The organism is Bradyrhizobium sp. HKCCYLRH2060 (genome assembly GCF_051168135.1).
GTDB lineage: Bacteria > Pseudomonadota > Alphaproteobacteria > Rhizobiales > Xanthobacteraceae > Bradyrhizobium.
The window spans coordinates 208,270-226,846 of record NZ_JBNPUK010000007.1 but is presented as its reverse complement, the minus strand read 5'-3'; the positions used below and the strand labels follow the sequence as shown (position 1 = coordinate 226,846).

General features: G+C 65.2%; 16 protein-coding genes. 3 read left to right on the top strand and 13 right to left on the bottom strand.

The window, feature by feature from the left end; all coding sequences use genetic code 11:
• Positions 1-134: 134 nt before the first annotated feature.
• From ACQR10_RS16555 to ACQR10_RS16515, 9 genes are all read right to left on the bottom strand, one after another.
• The gene (locus tag ACQR10_RS16555; protein ID WP_316216234.1) at positions 135-2,033 is read right to left on the bottom strand and encodes a potassium transporter Kup; all 1,899 of its coding nucleotides are present in this window, start codon (positions 2,031-2,033) and stop codon (positions 135-137) included.
• Positions 2,034-2,311: 278 nt separating this feature from the next.
• Positions 2,312-3,142 (bottom strand): flagellar motor protein MotB, encoded by an 831-nt coding sequence (locus tag ACQR10_RS16550; RefSeq protein ID WP_315803099.1) that lies wholly within the window; start codon positions 3,140-3,142, stop codon positions 2,312-2,314.
• Positions 3,143-3,178: 36 nt separating this feature from the next.
• Positions 3,179-3,952: a motility protein A gene (locus ACQR10_RS16545; protein WP_315714499.1), complete on the bottom strand. Its 774-nt coding sequence runs from the start codon at positions 3,950-3,952 to the stop codon at positions 3,179-3,181.
• Between the two features lie 164 nt (positions 3,953-4,116).
• Positions 4,117-4,479 carry an Hpt domain-containing protein gene (locus ACQR10_RS16540; protein WP_315803098.1) on the bottom strand — a complete coding sequence of 121 codons (363 nt, stop codon included), beginning with the start codon at positions 4,477-4,479 and terminating at the stop codon, positions 4,117-4,119.
• Positions 4,476-6,665, bottom strand: coding sequence for a hybrid sensor histidine kinase/response regulator (locus ACQR10_RS16535; protein ID WP_315803097.1), 2,190 nt, complete (start codon positions 6,663-6,665; stop codon positions 4,476-4,478). The genes ACQR10_RS16540 and ACQR10_RS16535 overlap by 4 nt, the downstream gene beginning before the upstream one ends.
• A gap of 289 nt (positions 6,666-6,954) precedes the next feature.
• Positions 6,955-7,674, bottom strand: a complete 720-nt coding sequence (locus ACQR10_RS16530; RefSeq protein ID WP_316216233.1) for an RraA family protein — start codon at positions 7,672-7,674, stop codon at positions 6,955-6,957.
• 110 nt (positions 7,675-7,784) lie between these two features.
• Positions 7,785-8,675, bottom strand: a complete 891-nt coding sequence (locus ACQR10_RS16525; protein WP_315803095.1) for a CDP-alcohol phosphatidyltransferase family protein — start codon at positions 8,673-8,675, stop codon at positions 7,785-7,787.
• A gap of 87 nt (positions 8,676-8,762) precedes the next feature.
• The gene (locus tag ACQR10_RS16520) at positions 8,763-9,497 is read right to left on the bottom strand and encodes a phosphatidylserine decarboxylase (protein ID WP_316216409.1); all 735 of its coding nucleotides are present in this window, start codon (positions 9,495-9,497) and stop codon (positions 8,763-8,765) included.
• 93 nt (positions 9,498-9,590) lie between these two features.
• Positions 9,591-11,564 carry an ABCB family ABC transporter ATP-binding protein/permease gene (locus ACQR10_RS16515; RefSeq protein WP_316216232.1) on the bottom strand — a complete coding sequence of 658 codons (1,974 nt, stop codon included), beginning with the start codon at positions 11,562-11,564 and terminating at the stop codon, positions 9,591-9,593.
• Positions 11,565-11,809: 245 nt separating this feature from the next.
• Between ACQR10_RS16515 and ACQR10_RS16510 the strand changes: the two genes are divergently transcribed.
• Entirely contained in the window at positions 11,810-12,412 is a 603-nt protein-coding gene (locus tag ACQR10_RS16510) for a TIGR00730 family Rossman fold protein (RefSeq protein ID WP_315803093.1), read from the top strand.
• A gap of 3 nt (positions 12,413-12,415) precedes the next feature.
• Here ACQR10_RS16510 and ACQR10_RS16505 read toward each other — a convergent pair whose 3' ends face one another.
• The 4 genes from ACQR10_RS16505 to cysS form a co-directional block, all read right to left on the bottom strand.
• On the bottom strand, positions 12,416-12,793 hold the full coding sequence (locus ACQR10_RS16505; protein ID WP_316216231.1) for a VOC family protein: 378 nt from the start codon (positions 12,791-12,793) through the stop codon (positions 12,416-12,418).
• A 115-nt stretch (positions 12,794-12,908) separates the two neighbouring features.
• Positions 12,909-14,522 carry a citramalate synthase gene (gene cimA / locus ACQR10_RS16500; protein ID WP_316216230.1) on the bottom strand — a complete coding sequence of 538 codons (1,614 nt, stop codon included), beginning with the start codon at positions 14,520-14,522 and terminating at the stop codon, positions 12,909-12,911.
• The gene (locus ACQR10_RS16495) at positions 14,519-15,022 is read right to left on the bottom strand and encodes a GNAT family N-acetyltransferase (RefSeq protein ID WP_315803090.1); all 504 of its coding nucleotides are present in this window, start codon (positions 15,020-15,022) and stop codon (positions 14,519-14,521) included. Before ACQR10_RS16495 ends, cimA begins: the two co-directional genes overlap by 4 nt.
• A 113-nt stretch (positions 15,023-15,135) precedes the next feature.
• Positions 15,136-16,545 carry a cysteine--tRNA ligase gene (gene cysS / locus ACQR10_RS16490; protein ID WP_316216229.1) on the bottom strand — a complete coding sequence of 470 codons (1,410 nt, stop codon included), beginning with the start codon at positions 16,543-16,545 and terminating at the stop codon, positions 15,136-15,138.
• A gap of 390 nt (positions 16,546-16,935) precedes the next feature.
• Here cysS and ACQR10_RS16485 point away from each other — a divergent pair, with 390 nt between their 5' ends.
• The gene (locus ACQR10_RS16485; RefSeq protein ID WP_316216228.1) at positions 16,936-17,244 is read left to right on the top strand and encodes a hypothetical protein; all 309 of its coding nucleotides are present in this window, start codon (positions 16,936-16,938) and stop codon (positions 17,242-17,244) included.
• Positions 17,245-17,397: 153 nt separating this feature from the next.
• Positions 17,398-18,561 carry a DUF2865 domain-containing protein gene (locus tag ACQR10_RS16480; RefSeq protein WP_315803087.1) on the top strand — a complete coding sequence of 388 codons (1,164 nt, stop codon included), beginning with the start codon at positions 17,398-17,400 and terminating at the stop codon, positions 18,559-18,561.
• The last annotated feature ends 16 nt before the right edge of the window (positions 18,562-18,577 follow it).

Sequence of the window (18,577 nt, the reverse complement as noted above, 5' to 3'; positions counted from 1 at the left end):
GACTCGTTAATGCTTCACTGCACAACGCGGCAGAGCGCGCGGCTTATAGCGGCAGCGCGTTACGACGGACCCGTCGGGAATGCGCCTCAGCCATGCATTTAAGCATGCACGAGCCGTCAGGGAAGTCCAGCCGATCAAATCGTTACCTGGGTACCTACTTCGACGACCCTGCCCGTGGGAATCTGGAAATAATCCGTGGCGTCGTTGGCCGACCGGCTCAGACCGATGAAGAGATGGTCCTGCCAGGTCGGCATGCCCGACTGGGACGATGGCTTCAACGAGCGGCGCGAGACGAAGAACGACGTCGACATGATGTCGAACTGCCAGCCGAGCTTGCGCGCCACCGCGAGCGCGCGCGGCACGTTCGGGGATTCCATGAATCCGAAGCGCAGCCGCACCTTGGAAAACTTCTCGCTGATCGTCTCCATGCGCACGCGCTCCGAGACATCGACCCGCGGCGTCTGCGCGGTCTCGATGGTCAGGATCACGTTGTGCTCGTGCAGCACCTTGTTGTGCTTGAGATTGTGAAGCAATGCGGTCGGCACCGAGGTCGGGTCGCTGGTGAGAAACACCGCCGTGCCCTTGACGATGTGAGGAGGCCTCTTCTCCAGGCTGGTGATCAGGTCATCCAGCGGAACCTCGATCTTGCGCGTCTTGAGCACCAGGATCGCCGAACCACGCCGCCAGGTCCAGATCGTCACGACCATCGCGGCACCGAACAGCAGCGGAACCCAGGCTCCTTCGAGCAGCTTCAGCAGGTTGGCGCTGAAGAAGGTCATGTCGACGATGACGAAGGGAGCGATCACGGCGGCCGCCACGGCCGCGCGCAAGTTCCACAGCTTCCAGATCACCACGAAGCCCATGATGCCGTCGGCGACCATGGTGGTGGACACTGCGATGCCATAGGCGGAGGCGAGATTGCTCGAGGTCCGGAACAGCAGCACCAGCAGCAGCACGCCGATCAGCAGCAACCGGTTGACTCGCGGCAGATAGATCTGGCCGGCATGGCTCTCGGACGTATAGCGCACCTCGAAACGCGGCAGCAGGCCGAGCTGGACCGCCTGGCTGACCAGCGAATAGGCGCCCGTGATCACGGCCTGGCTCGCGATGACGGTCGCGGCGGTGGCCAGCACCACCAGCGGCAGCAGCAGCAGTTCGGGCACCATCCGGTAGAACGAATTCTCGATCGCGGCGGGATCGGACAGCACCAGTGCGCCCTGCCCGAAATAGTTGATCAGCAGCGCCGGAAGCACGAAGAACAGCCAGGCCGACTGGATCGGCTTGCGGCCGAAATGACCGAGATCCGCATAGAGTGCCTCGCCGCCGGTGACCGCGAGGAACACCGCGCCCAGGGTGACCAGGCCGATCGTGCCGTGCGAGAGCAGGAACTGCACCGCATAATAGGGATTGATCGCCGCGAGCACGGAGGGGTCGTCGCGGATGTGGACGAGTCCCATCACGGCGAGGGTGGTGAACCATGTGACCATGACCGGGCCGAAGGCGGAGGCGACGCGCGCCGTCCCCTTGCTCTGGACCGCGAACAGTACGACCAGGATGAACACGGTCAGCGGCACGACGTAGTGCTCGAGCGCGGGCGCCGCGAGCTTGAGGCCTTCGACCGCCGACAACACCGAAATCGCCGGCGTAATCATCGAGTCTCCGATGAACATCGAAGCGCCGATCACACCCAGCGACATCAGGAACAGGCTGCGCCGACCCAAGGCCCGCTGTCCGAGCGCCATCAGCGACAGCGTTCCGCCCTCGCCGTTGTTGTCGGCGCGGAGCAGCAGCAGGACGTATTTGGCCGTCACCACGATGAACAGCGACCAGAGGATCAGCGAGAGCACCCCGAGCACGATGATCCGCGACACCGGCTGCCCCTGAGCGGCGCCGTGCGCGGCCTCACGAAAGGCGTAGAGGGGCGAGGTGCCGATGTCTCCGAACACCACGCCGATGCTGCCTAGCGTCAGCCCCCAGAACCCCGACGTGCTCGCGGTGTCCTGTCCTTCGGTCGATGTCGCGCTGGCCGTCATGTTGCTCGGAACGCATCTTCCCTGTTTGGCCCGGCGCGTGTGAACGTAGACCGTTCGCAGGTCAAGTCTCTAGCGTAAGCAGACCGCTGTTCCCAGGTCGCAACCAAACGGCATGGCTGACACGGATGTCGCATGCCGCATCGCGGCAAGTGCCTTTAGCCCAGGCATCCTGAGGCAGATGTCGGATCTACCCCCGGCGAATCAAGTGCCCGCTGATGCTCTTCGTTGCCGTTCGCAAGCCGCCATGCGGCATTATGATGCGGCACGAAGCATCCCGGCTACGGCTTCAGATCGGGCGGCAATGGCGGGTCTTCCCGCATCAGGGTGATCGTCACGCGGCGGTTGGCTGCCAGCGACGGGTCGTCGGGAAACAGCGGCTGGGTGTCCGCCTTGCCGGAGACGGCATAGATGTGGCTCGCCGGCAGCCCTTCCCGCTCCAGGATCTGGCGCACCGCATTGGCGCGGTCCGCCGACAGGTCGAAGCCGCCATAGTCGCTGCGGGCGGGAACGAAGCCGGCGGCCGTGTGGCCGGTGATCTGGACCCGAAGCGGGGTCGCCTTGAGCGGGGCAGCCAGCTTCTCTATCAGGCGTCGCGTGCGGTCGAACGGCACCTTCGAGCCATCAGCGAACATCGACCGCCCGTCCTGGTCGACGATCTCCAAGTTGAGACCCTGCTTGGTCTCTTCGAACATGATGTGCTTGGAGATCTCGGTCATCTCCGGCATGTCCTGCAGCGCCTGGCGCAGCGAGGCGGACGCCAGCGCGAACTGGCGATCGATCTTCAGCTTGGCGCCATTGGTATGCTGGCGCTCCTCCTGCTCGGGGCTCGGCTCGCGCGCGGTCTCCTCCGGCGAGATGTGGGCGGCGTTCTTGAGCTTCGGCCGGGTCGGCAGGCCGTCGGATTCCACGATGCCCGAATAGCGCGACTCGGTCTGCACGCCGAAGGCGTCGCGCATCGAGCCTGCGACGACCTTCAGCTTGGCGTTGTCCATGGTCGAGAACGCGACCAGCATCACGAAGAAGCTGACCAGAAGTCCCATCAGGTCGGCAAAGGTCACGAACCAGCCGTGACCGCCGCCATGCGCATCGCCCCTCTTCTTCTTGGCCATTGCCTACCCCACCCCGGATCGCCCCGCCGCAGCCGATCAGGCCGGCACGGGCTCGCCTTCGGCGTGGCGATGCTTCTCCGGCAGATAGGCCAGGAGCATTTCGCGGACCAGGGCGGGACTCTTGGAGTCGCGGATCATCAGGATTCCGTCGATGATCAGCGTCCGGTTGGTTTCCTCGTCCAGCAGCTTGCCATGCAGCTTGTCGGCGATCGGCAGACAGATCAGGTTCGACACCAGCGCGCCGTACAGGGTCGCGAGCAGCGCGGTCGCCATGAACGGGCCGAGCTTCGAGGGGTCGGTCATGTTGGCGAACATCTGCACCATGCCGATCAGCGTGCCGACCATGCCGAACGCCGGGGCGCAGTCGCCGATGGCGCGATAGATCTTGCTGCCTTCGTCCAGATGCATCAGGAAATTGTCGCGGTCACGCTCGAGATTGTCGCGGATGAATTCGAGGTCGTAGCCGTCGGCCACGTATCGGATTCCCTTGGCGAGGAACGGCTCGTCGGTCTCGACCTTTTCCAGGCCGACCGGGCCCTGCTTGCGCGCGATCTCGGCGATGCGGGCGAGCTCGTCGACGAGCTCGCGGGCCGACAGGCGGCTCATGGTGAAAGCGTACTTCATTCCAAGCGGAACACCGTGCAGCATGACGCCCAGCGGGAAGCGAATCATGGTGGCTGCGATCGAACCGCCGAAGATGATGATTGCGGCGTGCTCGCTGACGAACATCTCGAGATCGCCGCCCAGCAGCATCATCGTCGCGATGACGATCACGCCAGCCACGAGCCCCGCACTCGTCATAATATCCATGAGTCAACTCCACCGCGTACGCAAACCACGGACCCTGCCGGACCGACGCGGTGCTTCTGGACCGCATGTCACGACACTAAATGTCCGCCATTAAGGACGAGTTACTGAATTCGGTAGGCATAATGAAAGGTAAACGGCAGCGCCGCAGACGACGCCGACCTCGCTCAAGCGACCGACGATCCGGACTTGAGCAGGTTCGCCGCGGCGAAGACGGCTGACTGATCGAATGATCGCTGCATCTTGTGGACCATCTCCAGCATCTGCGCCGGCTCCATCGTCGCCGATCCCACCTCGAGTTCGCGCGACAGGCGCGACAGCGCCGAGAAACCGAACGTCGCCGACGAGCTCTTGATCGAATGCGCCTCGCGCCTGAGTTCGAGGCGATCCTCGAACTTGGCCGCAAGCGTGCCGAACTTTCCGGACGTGTCGTCGAGGAACGTGCGCAGGACCTCCAGCGCATCCTCCTCGCCGAGCTCGGAGACCAGGATCTGATAGACGGATTCGTCGAATTGCACCCAGTCGGTCATGCGACAAGCCTTTCCTTGTGTGTAGCAGCGGCCGCGCGAAGCAGAGCGGCATTCAGTCGATCGCGCGTGACCGGCTTGGTCACGAAGTCGTTCATGCCGGCGTCGGTGCACGCCAGATGATCCTGGCTGGTGGCGTTGGCCGTCAGAGCGACGATGTAGATGTCCTGCGCGGGCGGCGGCAGCGAACGGATCATCCGCGTCGCCGTGAGCCCGTCCATCTCGGGCATCATCATGTCCATGAGCACGAGGTCGTAAGGCTGCTTCTGCACGGCTGCGATCGCCTGCGTGCCGTTCTCGACGATGTCGTAGCCGTGACCAAGCTTGTCCAGGAGCTTTTTGATGACGAACTGATTGGTCAGATTGTCCTCGGCAACGAGGATCTTCAGCGGCGCGAGGCTGCCCGGACGTTCCTCGGCGATCGTCTCGCCGACCGGCACGATGGTCGCCTCGGGCGCGCTCACCTGCTCGACGTCCGGCTGCGGCTGGACCTGGATCGAGAAGGTGAAAGTGCTGCCCTCGCCCACCTTGCTCTGCACCTTGATGTCGCCGCCCATGCAGGTGACGAGGCGCTTGCAGATCGCGAGCCCCAGACCGGTGCCGCCGAAGCGGCGCGAGATGGAATTGTCGACCTGCGAGAACTGCTTGAACAGCCGGCTGACGGCGTCTGCGGGAATGCCGACGCCGGTATCGGCGACCGAGAACACCAGCGTCAGGTTCGGCCCGGCAAGGTTCTCGGCACGCACATCGATATGGACGCCGCCCGATTCGGTGAATTTGAGCGCATTGCCGACCAGGTTGAACAGCACCTGGCGCAGCCGCGCGGGATCGCCGACCACGTAGTTCGGCACGTCCGGCGCGATCGACGTCGTCAGTTGCAGGCCCTTTTCCCTGGCGCGGGACACCAGCAACTCGGCGGTCGCCGTCACCGACCGGTGCAGGTCGAACTCGATGTGCTCGATCTCCAGACGATCGGCATCGAGCTTGGAGAAATCGAGGACATCGTTGAGCAGTTGCAGCAGGTAATCGGCCGACTCGCGCAAGGTTGTCGCGATCTTGCGCTGCTCCGGCGCGAGGTCCGCCGACAGCAAGAGATCGGCAAGGCCGATGACGCCGTTCATCGGCGTGCGGATCTCATGACTCATCATCGCCAGGAATTCGGAGCGCGCCCGCGTACCTGCCTCGGCGGCATCGCGTGAGGCGGCAAGTCCCGCCTGATAGCGCGCAATCAGGATCGTGATGATGCCGATGACCACCGTCAGCAACGCCCCGACCAGCAGATCACGATCGCGGTTGAGCTTGAAGGCGCTGAAGATCTCCTCGGAGGCCTGACCGACGATGACCACCAGCGGCAGATCCTTGATGCGCTGGAACGAGTAGATGCGCGTGATGCCGTCGATCAGACTTTTGAAGGTGTAGAAGCCGCTGCTTCTGTGCTGAATGGCGCTCATCACCGGGCTGCCGGCGAGCGAGGATCCCACGCCCCCCGGACCGGCCGAGGCCCGTGCGCGCACGATGCCGTCGAGACCGAGGAGTGTGACATTGCCCTTCTTGCCGAGATCGACCGAATTGTAGAAGCTCGACAGATATTCGGGGTCGAGCGAGACCACCACCACGCCGCCGAACGAACCGTCCGGCATGATGATGCGGCGGGTCAACTGGATCGACCATTTGTTGGAGACACGGCCGAAGATCGGCTTGCTGATGAAGAGAAAATCATCCTTGCCGTCGGCATGAACGCGGAAGTGCTCGCGGTCGCGCAGGTCGAGGCCGCGCATCTTCGGATCGATGTTGCTAGACAGCATGATGCCGTCCTTGCCGATCACGACGACCTGAAACGAGAAGTCGGACAGGAACTGGCTGTTCTTCGACCATAGCGACATGTCGAAGTTGTGCGGGTCCCTGGCATAGGAGTCGCGGACGTAGAGCAAGGTCTGATCTGCCGCGCGGATCGAGCGGATGATCTGCTCCTCGAACGCGCGGGCCAGATTGGCGCCGTTCTTCAGCGCCGACTGCTCGGTGCGCGTATACTCTTCGGAGATCGTGTAGAAGATGCCGGCCCACACCAGCGCGATCGCCGAGAGGCCGATCGCGGCACTGCCGAAATGTCCGATCAGCCGAACCATCCTGTCGACGGTCCGGTCGACCCGCCCGAACAACGGCCTCGATTTCGATATCAGCCTGCGCATGTCCTTCGCCCTCGGGCGACATGCCTATCGGGACGGGCTAGCCATCAGGTAAAGCTTGATGGATAAAATCTTCTCAACGAGCGACGGCCGCTTAACCTTCGGCGAGTCCCGGCCTGTTTGCGGGTAATTCGTCACCGCGTTCGACATTTTCGGCCGAAGCTCAGTCGTCCCCCCGTAGTCATCCGGATGCGGTTGCAGCGTCGCAGTTCGGCGAGCGCCCTGCGCAAGGCCGGCGAGCCGCACCGTCGAGCGGCACGGCTCGCTCATTTGGACCGGAGCGAAGCGACGCTCAATGAATCTCCGCCGACCGCTTCAAGGCGGCCTTGAGCTTCTCGAGCGAGAAATCCGCAGACCGCGCGATGTCCAGGATCGGCGTTTCACGGCGCGCGCACAGCTCGGCCGCCTCGGGAAGCTTCGCGGCGATGTCGGCGGGGATGACGATCGCACCATGGCGATCGGAGTGGATCAGGTCGTCCGAGCGCACGGTCATCCCGGCGACGCGGACCTCGCCGCCGAAGCTCTCGGCATGCACCCACGCGTGCGACGGACCGATCGAGCCCGCCAGAGCCTGGAAGCCGGCAGCCCATTGCGGGATGTCGCGGATCGATCCATCCGTGATCACGCCGAGGCAGCCGAGCGCCTTGTGGACGTTGCTCTGCACCTCGCCCCAGAACGCGCCGTAGCCGATGTCGGGGCCATCGATATCCTGGATCACGACGATGCGCGGACCATGACCGGTGCCGACATATTCGTAGTAGTCGGTGCGCCGCCTCGCCTGCTCGTCCGCCAGCAGGCCCGACTTGACGACGGACCGGATCGTCGCCGTCCGCGCGTAGCCGACCATGGGCGGCAGGTCCGGGAACGGGCACACCAGCGGCTTGGTCGTGTAGCCGATCAGGCGGCGCTCGGGCGCCACGATCTCCATCGCGTTGCAGATGGTCGGCGTGTCATAGCGCGCGAGCGCCTCGAGGACGGAAGCAGCGAGGGGCGCGGCGGCAGTGCTTGTCACGGGCGTTTCTCCGGATGATGCGGACGGCATTCGCGGGCCGTCCTTGGCCATCCGGTATAACTGAGGCGCCGAAGCCGGCAAAGCGCGGGCTCGGTCGGGGCGCCCTGCGCTCAGTGCAGCCGTTCCGGCGGCCGCTGCCCCTGCTCCGCCGCCGGCACGCCGGTCGGCGCAAAAGCCGTCGTGGATGAAGACGAGGCGTGCGACGCTGCAGCCGCGGCACCAAGGACCGCGGCGTGCCGCGCCGCCTGCTGCCGATACAGCCGCCAGCCGAACGGAAGGCTCAGGATGTAGAGGATCGATCCGGCCGACAGGATGTGCCAGGGATAGACCACCAGCAGCGCGACGAAGAACACCACCGCGGCGAACACCGGCAGCACGAGTTCGGGCGAGACGCGCATCCGCGCGGTCTTGCCGGAGAACACCGGCAGCCGCGACACCATCAGGAAGGCGATCAGCAGCGTGTAGAACGCCGTCAGCAGCGCCGGCGGCCTCGGCAGGTCCAGGAACGCCAGATAGACGGGCAGCAGCACGGTGATGGCGCCGAGCGGGGCCGGCACGCCGGTGAAGAAATTGGCGGCGAAGGGCGGCTTGTTGGGATCGTCGATGCTGGCGTTGAAGCGCGCCAGCCGCAGCCCGCCGCTGATGGCGTACATCATGGCGGCGATCCAGCCGCCGTCGTGCAGCTCATGGAGCTGCCAGAAGTACAGGATCAGGCCGGGCGCCACGCCGAAATTGACGAAGTCGGCCAGGCTGTCGAGCTCGGCGCCGAACTTCGACTGGCCCTTGATCATGCGGGCGATGCGACCGTCGATGCCGTCCAGGAAGGCGGCGAAGACGATGGCGCCGACGGCGAGCTCCATCCGCCCCTCGGTCGACAGCCGGATTGCGGTGAGGCCGGCGCAGATCGCCAGCAAGGTGATCATGTTCGGCACCAGCAGCCGCACCGGGATCGGGCGGAAACGGCGGCGGCGCAGTTCGGGAGAGTTCAGATCGAAGCTCATGATCACACCACGTGTGGTTTGTCCGGGACCTTGTGCCTGAACACGGCTCAAGGTCTCCTTAATGGGTCACCAGCGGGCAGCGACGGTTCACTGGCTCCGGAACGTCAGGCCGGGCACGGGCACGTCGAAATCGGCCAGGATCGTCTCGCCGGCGATGGCGGTCTGCCCCTCCGAGACCAGAACCTCAGTGCCGTCAGGAAGATAGACGTCGAGCCGCGAGCCGAAGCGGATCAGGCCGAAGCGCTCGCCCGCGCCAATGGTCTGCCCCTCGCGCACGAACGACACGATCCGGCGCGCCACGAGGCCTGCGATCTGGACCACGCCGATGCGGCCATGCGGCGTCGAGATCGCGAGGGAGTTGCGCTCATTGTCCTCGCTCGCCTTGTCGAGCTCGGCGTTGATGAAGGCGCCCGGACGGTAGGAGATCTTCTCGATCCGGCCGGCCACCGGGCTGCGGTTCACATGGACGTTGAACACGCTCATGAAGATCGACACCCGCAGCAGCGGTCGGTCGCCGAGGCCGAGCTCGGCCGGCGGCAGGGCGCGCGTGATCATGGAGATGCGCCCGTCGGCCGGCGCCACCACCAGCCCTTCCCGCTGCGGCGTGACCCGGATCGGGTCGCGGAAGAACAGCGCGCACCAGACGGTGAGCAGCGTGCCGATCCAGCCGAGCGGGGTGAATATCCAGAACAGGATCAGGCTGACGAGGGCAAATCCCCCGATGAAGGGATAACCTTCCGGATGGATCGGCGGGATCTGAGCGCGGATGGAATTGCTGATCGACATGGCCTGCTTCGTTGAATGTTGTCGCCCTGACCTCAGAGCGGACCGCCGCCTTGACTAGGTCGATGGCCGGCGAAGGTCAAAATGAATCCTTAATGCAGTCTTGAGTTCAGATCAGGGCGGCTCGCGGCATCATTCGGCGGCACTCGCCACCTGTCCGGTCCGATCGGGCCCGGCCGCGTTTGGCTCGCTCCGATCCGGTGGATTGCGGTTGGGCGCCGCCGCATCGTCGCCGATCTGCGCCAGTTTTTCGCGCGCCTCCTCGGCCTCGCGCTGCCGGTTCCACATGCCGGCATACAGCCCGCCTTTGGCCAGCAGCTCGGCATGGGTGCCGCGCTCGGCGATGCGCCCCCGGTCGAGCACGATGATCTCGTCGGCCGCCACGATGGTCGAAAGCCGGTGCGCAATCACGAGCGAGGTGCGGTTGCGCGACACGCCATCAAGCGCCTCCTGGATCTCGTGCTCGGTATGGCTGTCCAGCGCCGAGGTCGCCTCGTCCAGCACGAGGATCGGCGGCCCCTTCAGGATGGTGCGGGCAATCGCAACGCGCTGCTTCTCGCCTCCGGAGAGCTTGAGGCCGCGCTCGCCTACCTGGGTCTCGTAGCCCTTCGGCGCCATCCGGATCAGACCGTCGATCTGGGCCAGCCTCGCCGCCTCCTCGACGGCGGCGTCGTCCGCGTCCCAGCGACCGTAGCGGATGTTGTAGCGGATGGTGTCATTGAATAGCACGGTATCCTGCGGGACCATCCCGATCTGGGCGCGCAGCGACACCTGGGTAACATCGCGGATGTCCTGGCCGTCGATCAGGATGCGGCCGCCGGAGACGTCGTAGAGCCGAAACAGCAGCCGGGAGATGGTCGACTTGCCGGCGCCGGACGGACCCACGATCGCGACCGTCTTGCCCGCCGGCACTTCGAAGCTCAGGCCCTGCAGGATCGGCCGCTCCGGCTCATAGGCAAAGCGGACGTCCTCGAAGCGGACGTTGCCGGAGGTGACCAGCAAAGGCGCCGCTCCGGGCGCGTCGTTCACCTCGGCATCGCGCGTGAGCACGCCGAACATCTTCTCGATATCGATGATGGCCTGCTTGATCTCGCGATAGACCATGCCCATGAAGTTCAGCGGCTGATAGAGCTGGATCATCATGCTGTTGATCATGACGAAGTCGCCGACGGTGTTGCGTCCCTGGCGCACGCCCTGGGCGCACATCAGCATGGCCACCGTCAACCCGACCGTGAAGATCACGGCCTGCCCGGCGTTGAGCACCGCCAGCGAGGTATAGGTCTTCACGCTGGCCCGCTCGTAGCGCTCCATCGAACGGTCGTAGCGCTCCGCCTCGCGCGCCTCGGCGCCGAAATATTTCACCGTCTCGTAGTTGAGCAGCGAGTCGATCGCCTTGGTGTTGGCGTCCGTATCCGAGTCGTTCATGCGGCGCCGGATCTCGATGCGCCACTCGGTCGCGATGTAGGTGTAATAGAGATACGCCGCGACCATGGTCAGCGTGACCAGCACGTAGCGCCAGTCGAACTGCCACAGCAGCACCGCGGTCAGCAGCGAGACCTCGACGATGGTCGGGATCAGCTGCAGGATCACCATGCGCACGATGGTCTCGATCGCGTTGCGGCCGCGCTCGAGCACGCGGGTCAGGCCGCCGGTCTTGCGCTCCAGATGGAAGCGCAGCGACAATTCGTGCATGTGGACGAAGGTGATGGTCGCGAGCTTGCGCACCGCATGCATGGCGACACGGGCAAAAATACCGTCGCGCCACTGCGTCAGCACCGCCATCAGCACCCGAATCCCGCCGTAGCTTGCCGTCATGACGATCGGCGAGGCCACCAGCCAGAACGCCCAGTTATCGGGCGCGATCGGCGCGGTGTTGGCGCCGGTCAACGCGTCGGTCGCCCACTTGAAGGTGAAAGGCAGAACCAGCGTCGCCACCTTGGCCGCGAGCAGCAGCACCACGGACCACAGCACGCGCATCTTCAGATCGGCGCGATCGCTCGGCCAGATGAAGGGCCACAAATGGCGCAGCGTACCGGCCAGCGTTCCCTGCTCGAGGGACGATGACGGCTGGTTGGCGGCTGCTTCGGAGGAGGAATCGGGCGGCATCAAACGTTCTGGAACAGCGAGTGTTTTGGCATGTTGTGATGCCGGGGCGTTGCCTGCGTCATATAGAGTGTCCCGGCGCCGGATGCACCGGTACGTCGACGGAATCCGTTACCGCGGCGCAGTATTTGCATACTCGTTTTCGGACAAATGGACCCATTCAGCCTGCATCATCCCGTGAAAGCCCGCGAATCCACGTCCTCCGCCCTCGTCTTGACGCCTTTCAACTGCAGTGTCACACCGCTCCAATGACTGAAATCCGCACCGTTTGCGTCTATTGCGGCTCCGGCCCGGGGACGAATCCCAGCTTCATCGAATCGGCGAAGGCACTCGGCAAGGCGCTCGCCGAGAACGGCGTCAGGCTCGTCTATGGCGGCGGCTCCATAGGCATGATGGGTGCGGTTGCCAAGGCGGTGCTCGACCATGGCGGCGACGTCACCGGCATCATTCCGGACTTCCTGGTGAAGAAGGAGGTCATGATGCCGCTCAAGGATCTCATCATCACGCCGGACATGCACGAGCGCAAACGGCTGATGTTCGAGCACTCCGACGCGTTCGTGGCCCTGCCCGGCGGCATCGGCACGCTCGAAGAGCTGGTCGAGCAGTTGACCTGGAAGCAGCTCGGACGCCACGCCAAGCCTGTGCTGATGGCCAATATCGACGGCTTCTGGGAACCGCTGTTCGCGCTGCTGGCCCACATGCGCGAGACCGAGTTCATCCGCCCCGGCTTCCAAATCGAGCTGCTCAAGGCCGAACGCGTCGAGGACATCCTGCCGCGCCTGCGCGAGGCCGCCGCCCGCGTCGCCAAGGAAGAGACCGAGATGGCGCCTGAGATCGCCAAGCGGCTCTGATCCCTATTCGGCCGGAAACGTCACCGCTTCGATCCGATTGCCGTCGGGATCGAGCACGAACGCCGCGTAATAGCGCACGCGGTCATGCGGCCGCAGCCCCGGTGCGCCGTCCGAGACACCGCCTGCCTCCAGCGCCGCGGCGTGGAATGCATCAACGTCGGCGGAGCTCCTGGCACGGAAGCACAGGTGCGAGCCTGTCTCGGCGGACACCCGCGCCATGCCGGCGCGCAGATTGATCCAGAATTCCGGATAGGCCTTGCCGAACCCGATCGTGCTGGGACGTTCGATCAGGCGCGTCAAACCAAGCGGCGCCAGCGCGCGCTCGTAGAACCGCGCGCTGCGGGCGAGATCGCTGACGCCGACGGAGACGTGGTCGATCATGCGTTTGCTCCTGCCCTCTCCACGTCATTGCGAGGAGCGAGGCGACGAAGCAATCCAGAGTCGTGCATTCAGCCACGGATTGCTTCGCTTCGCTCGCCATGACGGATGCATCACCTCACCCCGGCGCGCCCGACTTCACCAGCTTGTAGAACACCGAATCCATCAGCGCCTGGAACGAGGCGTCGATGATGTTGGGCGAGACGCCGACCGTGGTCCAGCGCTCGCCCTTTTCGTCCTCGCTTTCGATCAGCACGCGCGTGACCGCCTCGGTGCCGCCATTGAGGATGCGGACGCGATAGTCGATCAGCTTGAGGCCGTCGATGTAGCCCTGGTATTTTCCGAGATCCTTGCGCAGCGCGACGTCGAGCGCATTGACCGGACCGTTGCCTTCGGCCGCGGAGATCAGCCGCTCGCCGGCGACGTCAACCTTGACGACGGCCAGCGCCACCGTGACGCGCTCGCCGACCGCGTTGTAGCGCTGCTCGACATTGACGTCGAACTGCTCGACGCGAAAATACTCCGGGACCGAGCCCAGTGTACGCCGCGCCAGCAGCTCGAACGAGGCGTTGGCAGATTCGTAGGCATAGCCCGCGGCCTCGCGCTCCTTCAGCTCCTCGACCAGGCGCGTGAGCTTCGGATCGCTCTTGCTGAAGGGAATGCCGCCGCGCTCCAGTGCTGCGATCACGTTGGAGCGGCCGGCCTGGTCCGATACCAGCACCTTGCGGCGATTGCCGACGCTCTCGGGCAGCACGTGCTCATAGGTCTGCGGATCCTTCAGCACGGCCGAGGCATGAATGCCGGTCTTGGTCACGAAGGCGCTCTCGCCGACATAAGGCGCGTGCCGGTTCGGGGCGCGGTTCAGCATGTCGTCGAGCGTCCGCGAGACCTTCATGAGGCCGCTGAGCTGCTCGTCGGAGACGGCGATCTCGAAGCGCTCAGAGAACTCGGTCTTCAGCTTCAATGTCGGGATCAGCGAGCACAGATTGGCGTTGCCGCAGCGCTCGCCGAGCCCGTTCAAGGTGCCCTGGATCTGGCGCGCGCCGGCGCGGACCGCGGCCAGCGAATTCGCGACTGCCTGCTCGGTGTCGTTATGGGCGTGGATGCCGAGGTGATCGCCCGGCACCTGCTTGGCGACCTCGCCGACGATCGCTTCGATCTCGTGCGGCATGGTGCCGCCATTGGTGTCGCACAACACGACCCAGCGTGCGCCGGCCTCATAGGCCGCGCGTGCGCAGGCCAGCGCGAACTCCGCGTTCTCCTTGTAGCCGTCGAAGAAATGCTCGCAATCGAGCATCACCTCGCGCCCTGCTGCCTTTGCGGCCGTCACGCTGTCGCGGATCGAGGCGAGGTTCTCCTCGTTGGTGGTCTCCAGCGCGACGCGCACCTGATAGGCGGATGACTTCGCGACGAAGCAGATCGTGTCCGCCTTGGCCTCCAGCAGTGCGGCGACGCCCGGATCGTTGGACACCGAGCGTCCCGCCCGGCGCGTCATCCCGAAGGCAGTGAAGCGGGCATGGCCGAGCTTGGGCTTGGCGGCGAAGAACTCGGTGTCGAGCGGGTTGGCGCCGGGATAGCCGCCCTCGACATAGTCGATGCCGAGATCGTCGAGCATGCGCGCGATCGCCTGCTTGTCGGCCAGCGTGAAATCGACACCGTTGGTCTGCGCACCGTCGCGCAAGGTGGTGTCGAACAGATAAAGTCGTTCTCTGCTTGTGCCTGCCCTGCTCATGCCTGCGCTCCCCCGGAGCCGAGCGTCTTCTTCATCGTGGTGTTGGCGAGCCACTCGCCATTGATGGAGACGCTGTTGCGCTGCTGCGCGACATAGCCGCGCTTGCGGAAGAATTCGACCGCCGTGTCGCTGGCGTCGACCGACAGACCGGTCGTGCCGCGCGCGCCCGCCAGCTTTTCTAGCGCGTCGCATAGCAGGGCCCCGACGCCCTGCCCGGCCGCGTTCGGATGGACGTAGAGCATGTCGATGTGATCGTTGCCCTTCAGCGCGGCGAAGCCGACCGGCGAGCCCTGCAGGGTCGCAATCAAGGTGAGCTCGGATGCCAGCCTTTTGCCGAAGCCCGTCTCATCCTCCGCAGCGGACGCCCAGGCCTCCTGCTGCTCCTCGCTGTAGTCGTCACCTGTCAGCCCCTGGATGCTGGCGACGAAGATCGCGGCGAGCAGCGGCGTATCAGCCGGAAGAAACGGCCGCAGTGCGGGCCTCGGGAGAGCCTGTCCCATGTGTCACCACATGCCGTAGAGTTTCGTGACCAGCGCTACTGCGCCCGCGATCAGCACCAGTTTGAGCAGGATGTAGTACAGCCAGTGCCGCGGAAACGGGGTGTCGGGCTTGCTCATCGCGCAATCTCCCAGGTCGTGACCGGCTTGCCGTCGGCGCCTTTGCCATCCTTCAATACAACGCCCATCGCCGCGAGCGCGTCGCGCAGGCGATCGGACTCCTTGAAGTCCTTCCGCGCGCGGGCCGCGGTACGCTCGGCGATCAGGCCTTCGACCTCGGCGGCGTCCACGCCCTTGGCCTGCTGCTTTCGCGCTTCCCATTGCACGGCGGTCTCCGACAGGAAACCCGCAAAGCGAAGCGAGCCGGCAAAGGCAGCGCGATCCAACTCGCCGCCGGACGCCGCATGGCTCCGCAACGCGTGCAGCTCTGCGATCATCAGCGGCGTGTTGAGATCGTCAACGAGCGCCGCGATGATCTCAGGCTCCGGCTGCTCGCCCGGCGCATCGGCCGCAACGCGATACCAGTCGTCGAGCGTCTTGGCGCTCTCCTCCAGGCCCTTGACCGTCCAGTCCGCCGGCGAACGATAATGCATCTTGAGCATGTTGAGGCGCAGCACCTCGCCGGGCCAGTCCGCCAGCAGGTCGCGAATGGTGACGAAATTGCCGAGGCTCTTCGACATCTTCGCGCCCTCGACCTGGACGAACTCGTTGTGCAGCCAGTAGTTCGCCATCACTGAGGTGCCATGGGCGCAACGCGACTGCGCGATCTCGTTCTCATGATGCGGGAAGATCAGGTCGAGCCCGCCGCCATGGATGTCGAAGACCTCACCGAGATAGGCCGCGCTCATCGCCGAGCACTCGATGTGCCAGCCCGGGCGGCCGCGGCCCCACGGGCTGTCCCAGCCCGGCTCGTCCTCCGACGACTGCTTCCACAGCACGAAGTCGGCGGGATTCTTCTTATGTGCATCGACGGCCACGCGCGCGCCGGCAAGCTGCTCGTCGAGCTTGCGACCCGACAGCGCGCCATAGTCCGGCATTGATCGGGTGTCGAACAACACCTCGCCGCCCGCCTCATAGGCGTGGCCACGCGCGATCAGTTGCTTGATCAGGGTCACCATATCCGCCTTGCCATCGGGGCGCGGCAGCACGAACTCGGTGGCGCGTGGCTCGAAGGTCGGAGGCAGGCTGCCGAGCGCAGCCGCGTCGCTGCGGAACTGATTGGCCGTCACCTCGGTAACCTTCCGGATCGCCTCGTTCAGCGGCAGCCCGGGAAAGTCGCGCGCGGCGCGGGCGTTGATCTTGTCGTCGACATCCGTGATGTTGCGGACATATGTGACGTGCTTCTCGCCATAGATATGCCGCAGCAGCCGGAACAGCACGTCGAAGACGATCACCGGGCGCGCATTGCCGATATGGGCGAAGTCGTAGACCGTCGGTCCGCAGACATACATGCGGACGTTGTCGGGATCGAGCGGCACGAAGGGGCGCTTCTCCCGCGATGCGGTGTCGTACAAACGCAAGTCCATGGTCCGTCCCCGAATGCCCTGTGCTCACCGCCTCGCCGGACCGACAGGTCCATGACGAGGCGCAACGGGTGTCCTACGCCGAACGACCGACCGCGAGCGGACGGCAACGGCACGAATCACGCTCCCGACCTACCGGCCGGGCGTCCTGATCATCTCTGTTGAGAAAAGACGGCCTCAGCCAGCGGATCGCTAGCGCGTAATCTCGCGGCAAATGCAGCAGATGGCGAGGAAACCGTTCATGAAACTCACCATGATGCAGCAGGCTGTCTCCGTCAAGAGCCGCAAAACGGCCGCTTTCACTGCCCAAATGCTCGCGCCCCGCCTCATGGTTAATCATTTTTAACCTTTTGGGCCTAACCATGAGTTGTCTCCTACACCCACCGGTGCACCATGCGAATCTCCCCGGCGCTGCTCGCCTGCTGTGTTCTCCTCGCCGCCGCGACCGCCGCCACGGCGGAGAGCCGCATCTTCATCATCGCCAACGAAGCCGACGGCTACGGCGTCGACCAGTGCCTCGCCAAGGGCGACCGCTGCGGCGCCTCGGCTGCGCGCTCGTACTGCCAATCACGGGATTTTGCACAGGCCTCCTCCTATCGCCGCGTCGACCCCGATGAAATCACCGGATCGGTGCCGAAAGCCGGCGCAAACTGCGCCCATGGCGGCTGCAGAGACTTTGTCGCGATCACCTGCCAGCGCTGAGACGGCCGGGAACGGCTGTTCCCGCCACCTCGGCGCCCCGGAAACGACGTGACGATGCCCGACAAAGCGGCTATGGGATGCCCGCCGCTGCCGCGATTTTTCCGAATTCTGTGCTAGTCCCGCGGCTGCACCCATGGACCGGAATACCGCATCTTGATCGCATCCCTGTCTCCGCGCCTGTTGGCCCTCTCTGCGCTGCTCGGACTGACCCTGACCGGCTCGCACGCCCTGGCGCAATCCAGCTCCGATTCCTATGCGCAGATGCCGCCGGGCCCGCCCGGGCCGCAGGCCGGCGTCAATCCGATCTGCCCACGTCTGGAAGCGCAGCTCGCCTCGATCGATCGCGGCGGTGGCGGCGATCCCGCGCGTGAGGACCAGATCCGGCGTTATCAGGACGCGGCCGCCAAGCAGCAAGGCGAGCTCGACCGCGTCAGCATGCAGGCCAAGCGCATGGGTTGCGACAGCCCCGGCTTCTTTTCGATCTTCAACGGCCGCGCGGCCGAATGCCAGCCAGTGAACAACCAGATCCAGCAGATGCGCTCCAACCTGGACCAGATCATGGGCAGCCTGGAGCGTCTGCGCAGCGGTGGGTTCGGCGGTGAGCGCGACAACCAGCGCCGCTCGGTGCTGGTTGCCCTCGGCCAGAACAATTGCGGCCCGCAGTACCAGCAATATGCCAATGCAAACGCCAATCGCAGCGGCGGCGGCAACTTCCTGACCAGCCTGTTCGGCGGCGGGGCCGACAGCAATCCCGCCGCATCGCTGCCGCCGCCGAGCGCCGATCTCGCGGCGCCGCAGGGCACCTTTCGGACCGTGTGCGTGCGCAGCTGCGACGGCGCCTATTTCCCGATCTCGTTTGCCACCGTTCCCGGCCGCTTCGCCGACGACGAGCGCGCCTGCAAGGCGCAATGCCCTGCCGCCGACGCGACGCTGTTCACCTATCGCAATCCCGGCGAAGACATGAACCAGGCGGTCTCGGTCAACGGTCAGCCCTATACCGCGCTGCCGAACGCCTTCAAGTTCCGCACCGAGTTCAACCCGAGCTGTTCCTGCAAGGCGCCGGGCCAGACCTGGGCGGAGGCACTGAAGTCGATCGACGACCGAGCCACCGCCGCCGAGCAGGGCGACATCATCGTCACCGAGGAGAGCGCCAAGCGCATGCAGCAGCGCCAGACCGGCAGGGCGCCGGCGAACGCCGCCAGGAAGGGTGCCGCGCCGGCCGAGGCCGCAGCGCCAGCGACCGCGGACATCACGACCAGCGCTGGCGGCGACAAGCAGATCCGCACGGTCGGACCGACTTTCATCCCGCAGCGCTGATCGAGTCAGTCGCCGG

Coding starts and splice junctions, on each gene's coding strand:
- ACQR10_RS16555 (WP_316216234.1), bottom strand. CDS start 2,033: ATGACGGCCAGCGCGACATCGACCGAAGGACAGGACACCGCGAGCACG.
- ACQR10_RS16550 (WP_315803099.1), bottom strand. CDS start 3,142: ATGGCCAAGAAGAAGAGGGGCGATGCGCATGGCGGCGGTCACGGCTGG.
- ACQR10_RS16545 (WP_315714499.1), bottom strand. CDS start 3,952: ATGGATATTATGACGAGTGCGGGGCTCGTGGCTGGCGTGATCGTCATC.
- ACQR10_RS16540 (WP_315803098.1), bottom strand. CDS start 4,479: ATGACCGACTGGGTGCAATTCGACGAATCCGTCTATCAGATCCTGGTC.
- ACQR10_RS16535 (WP_315803097.1), bottom strand. CDS start 6,665: ATGCGCAGGCTGATATCGAAATCGAGGCCGTTGTTCGGGCGGGTCGAC.
- ACQR10_RS16525 (WP_315803095.1), bottom strand. CDS start 8,675: ATGAGCTTCGATCTGAACTCTCCCGAACTGCGCCGCCGCCGTTTCCGC.
- ACQR10_RS16515 (WP_316216232.1), bottom strand. CDS start 11,564: ATGCCGCCCGATTCCTCCTCCGAAGCAGCCGCCAACCAGCCGTCATCG.
- ACQR10_RS16510 (WP_315803093.1), top strand. CDS start 11,810: ATGACTGAAATCCGCACCGTTTGCGTCTATTGCGGCTCCGGCCCGGGG.
- ACQR10_RS16505 (WP_316216231.1), bottom strand. CDS start 12,793: ATGATCGACCACGTCTCCGTCGGCGTCAGCGATCTCGCCCGCAGCGCG.
- cimA (WP_316216230.1), bottom strand. CDS start 14,522: ATGAGCAGGGCAGGCACAAGCAGAGAACGACTTTATCTGTTCGACACC.
- ACQR10_RS16495 (WP_315803090.1), bottom strand. CDS start 15,022: ATGGGACAGGCTCTCCCGAGGCCCGCACTGCGGCCGTTTCTTCCGGCT.
- cysS (WP_316216229.1), bottom strand. CDS start 16,545: ATGGACTTGCGTTTGTACGACACCGCATCGCGGGAGAAGCGCCCCTTC.
- ACQR10_RS16485 (WP_316216228.1), top strand. CDS start 16,936: ATGCGAATCTCCCCGGCGCTGCTCGCCTGCTGTGTTCTCCTCGCCGCC.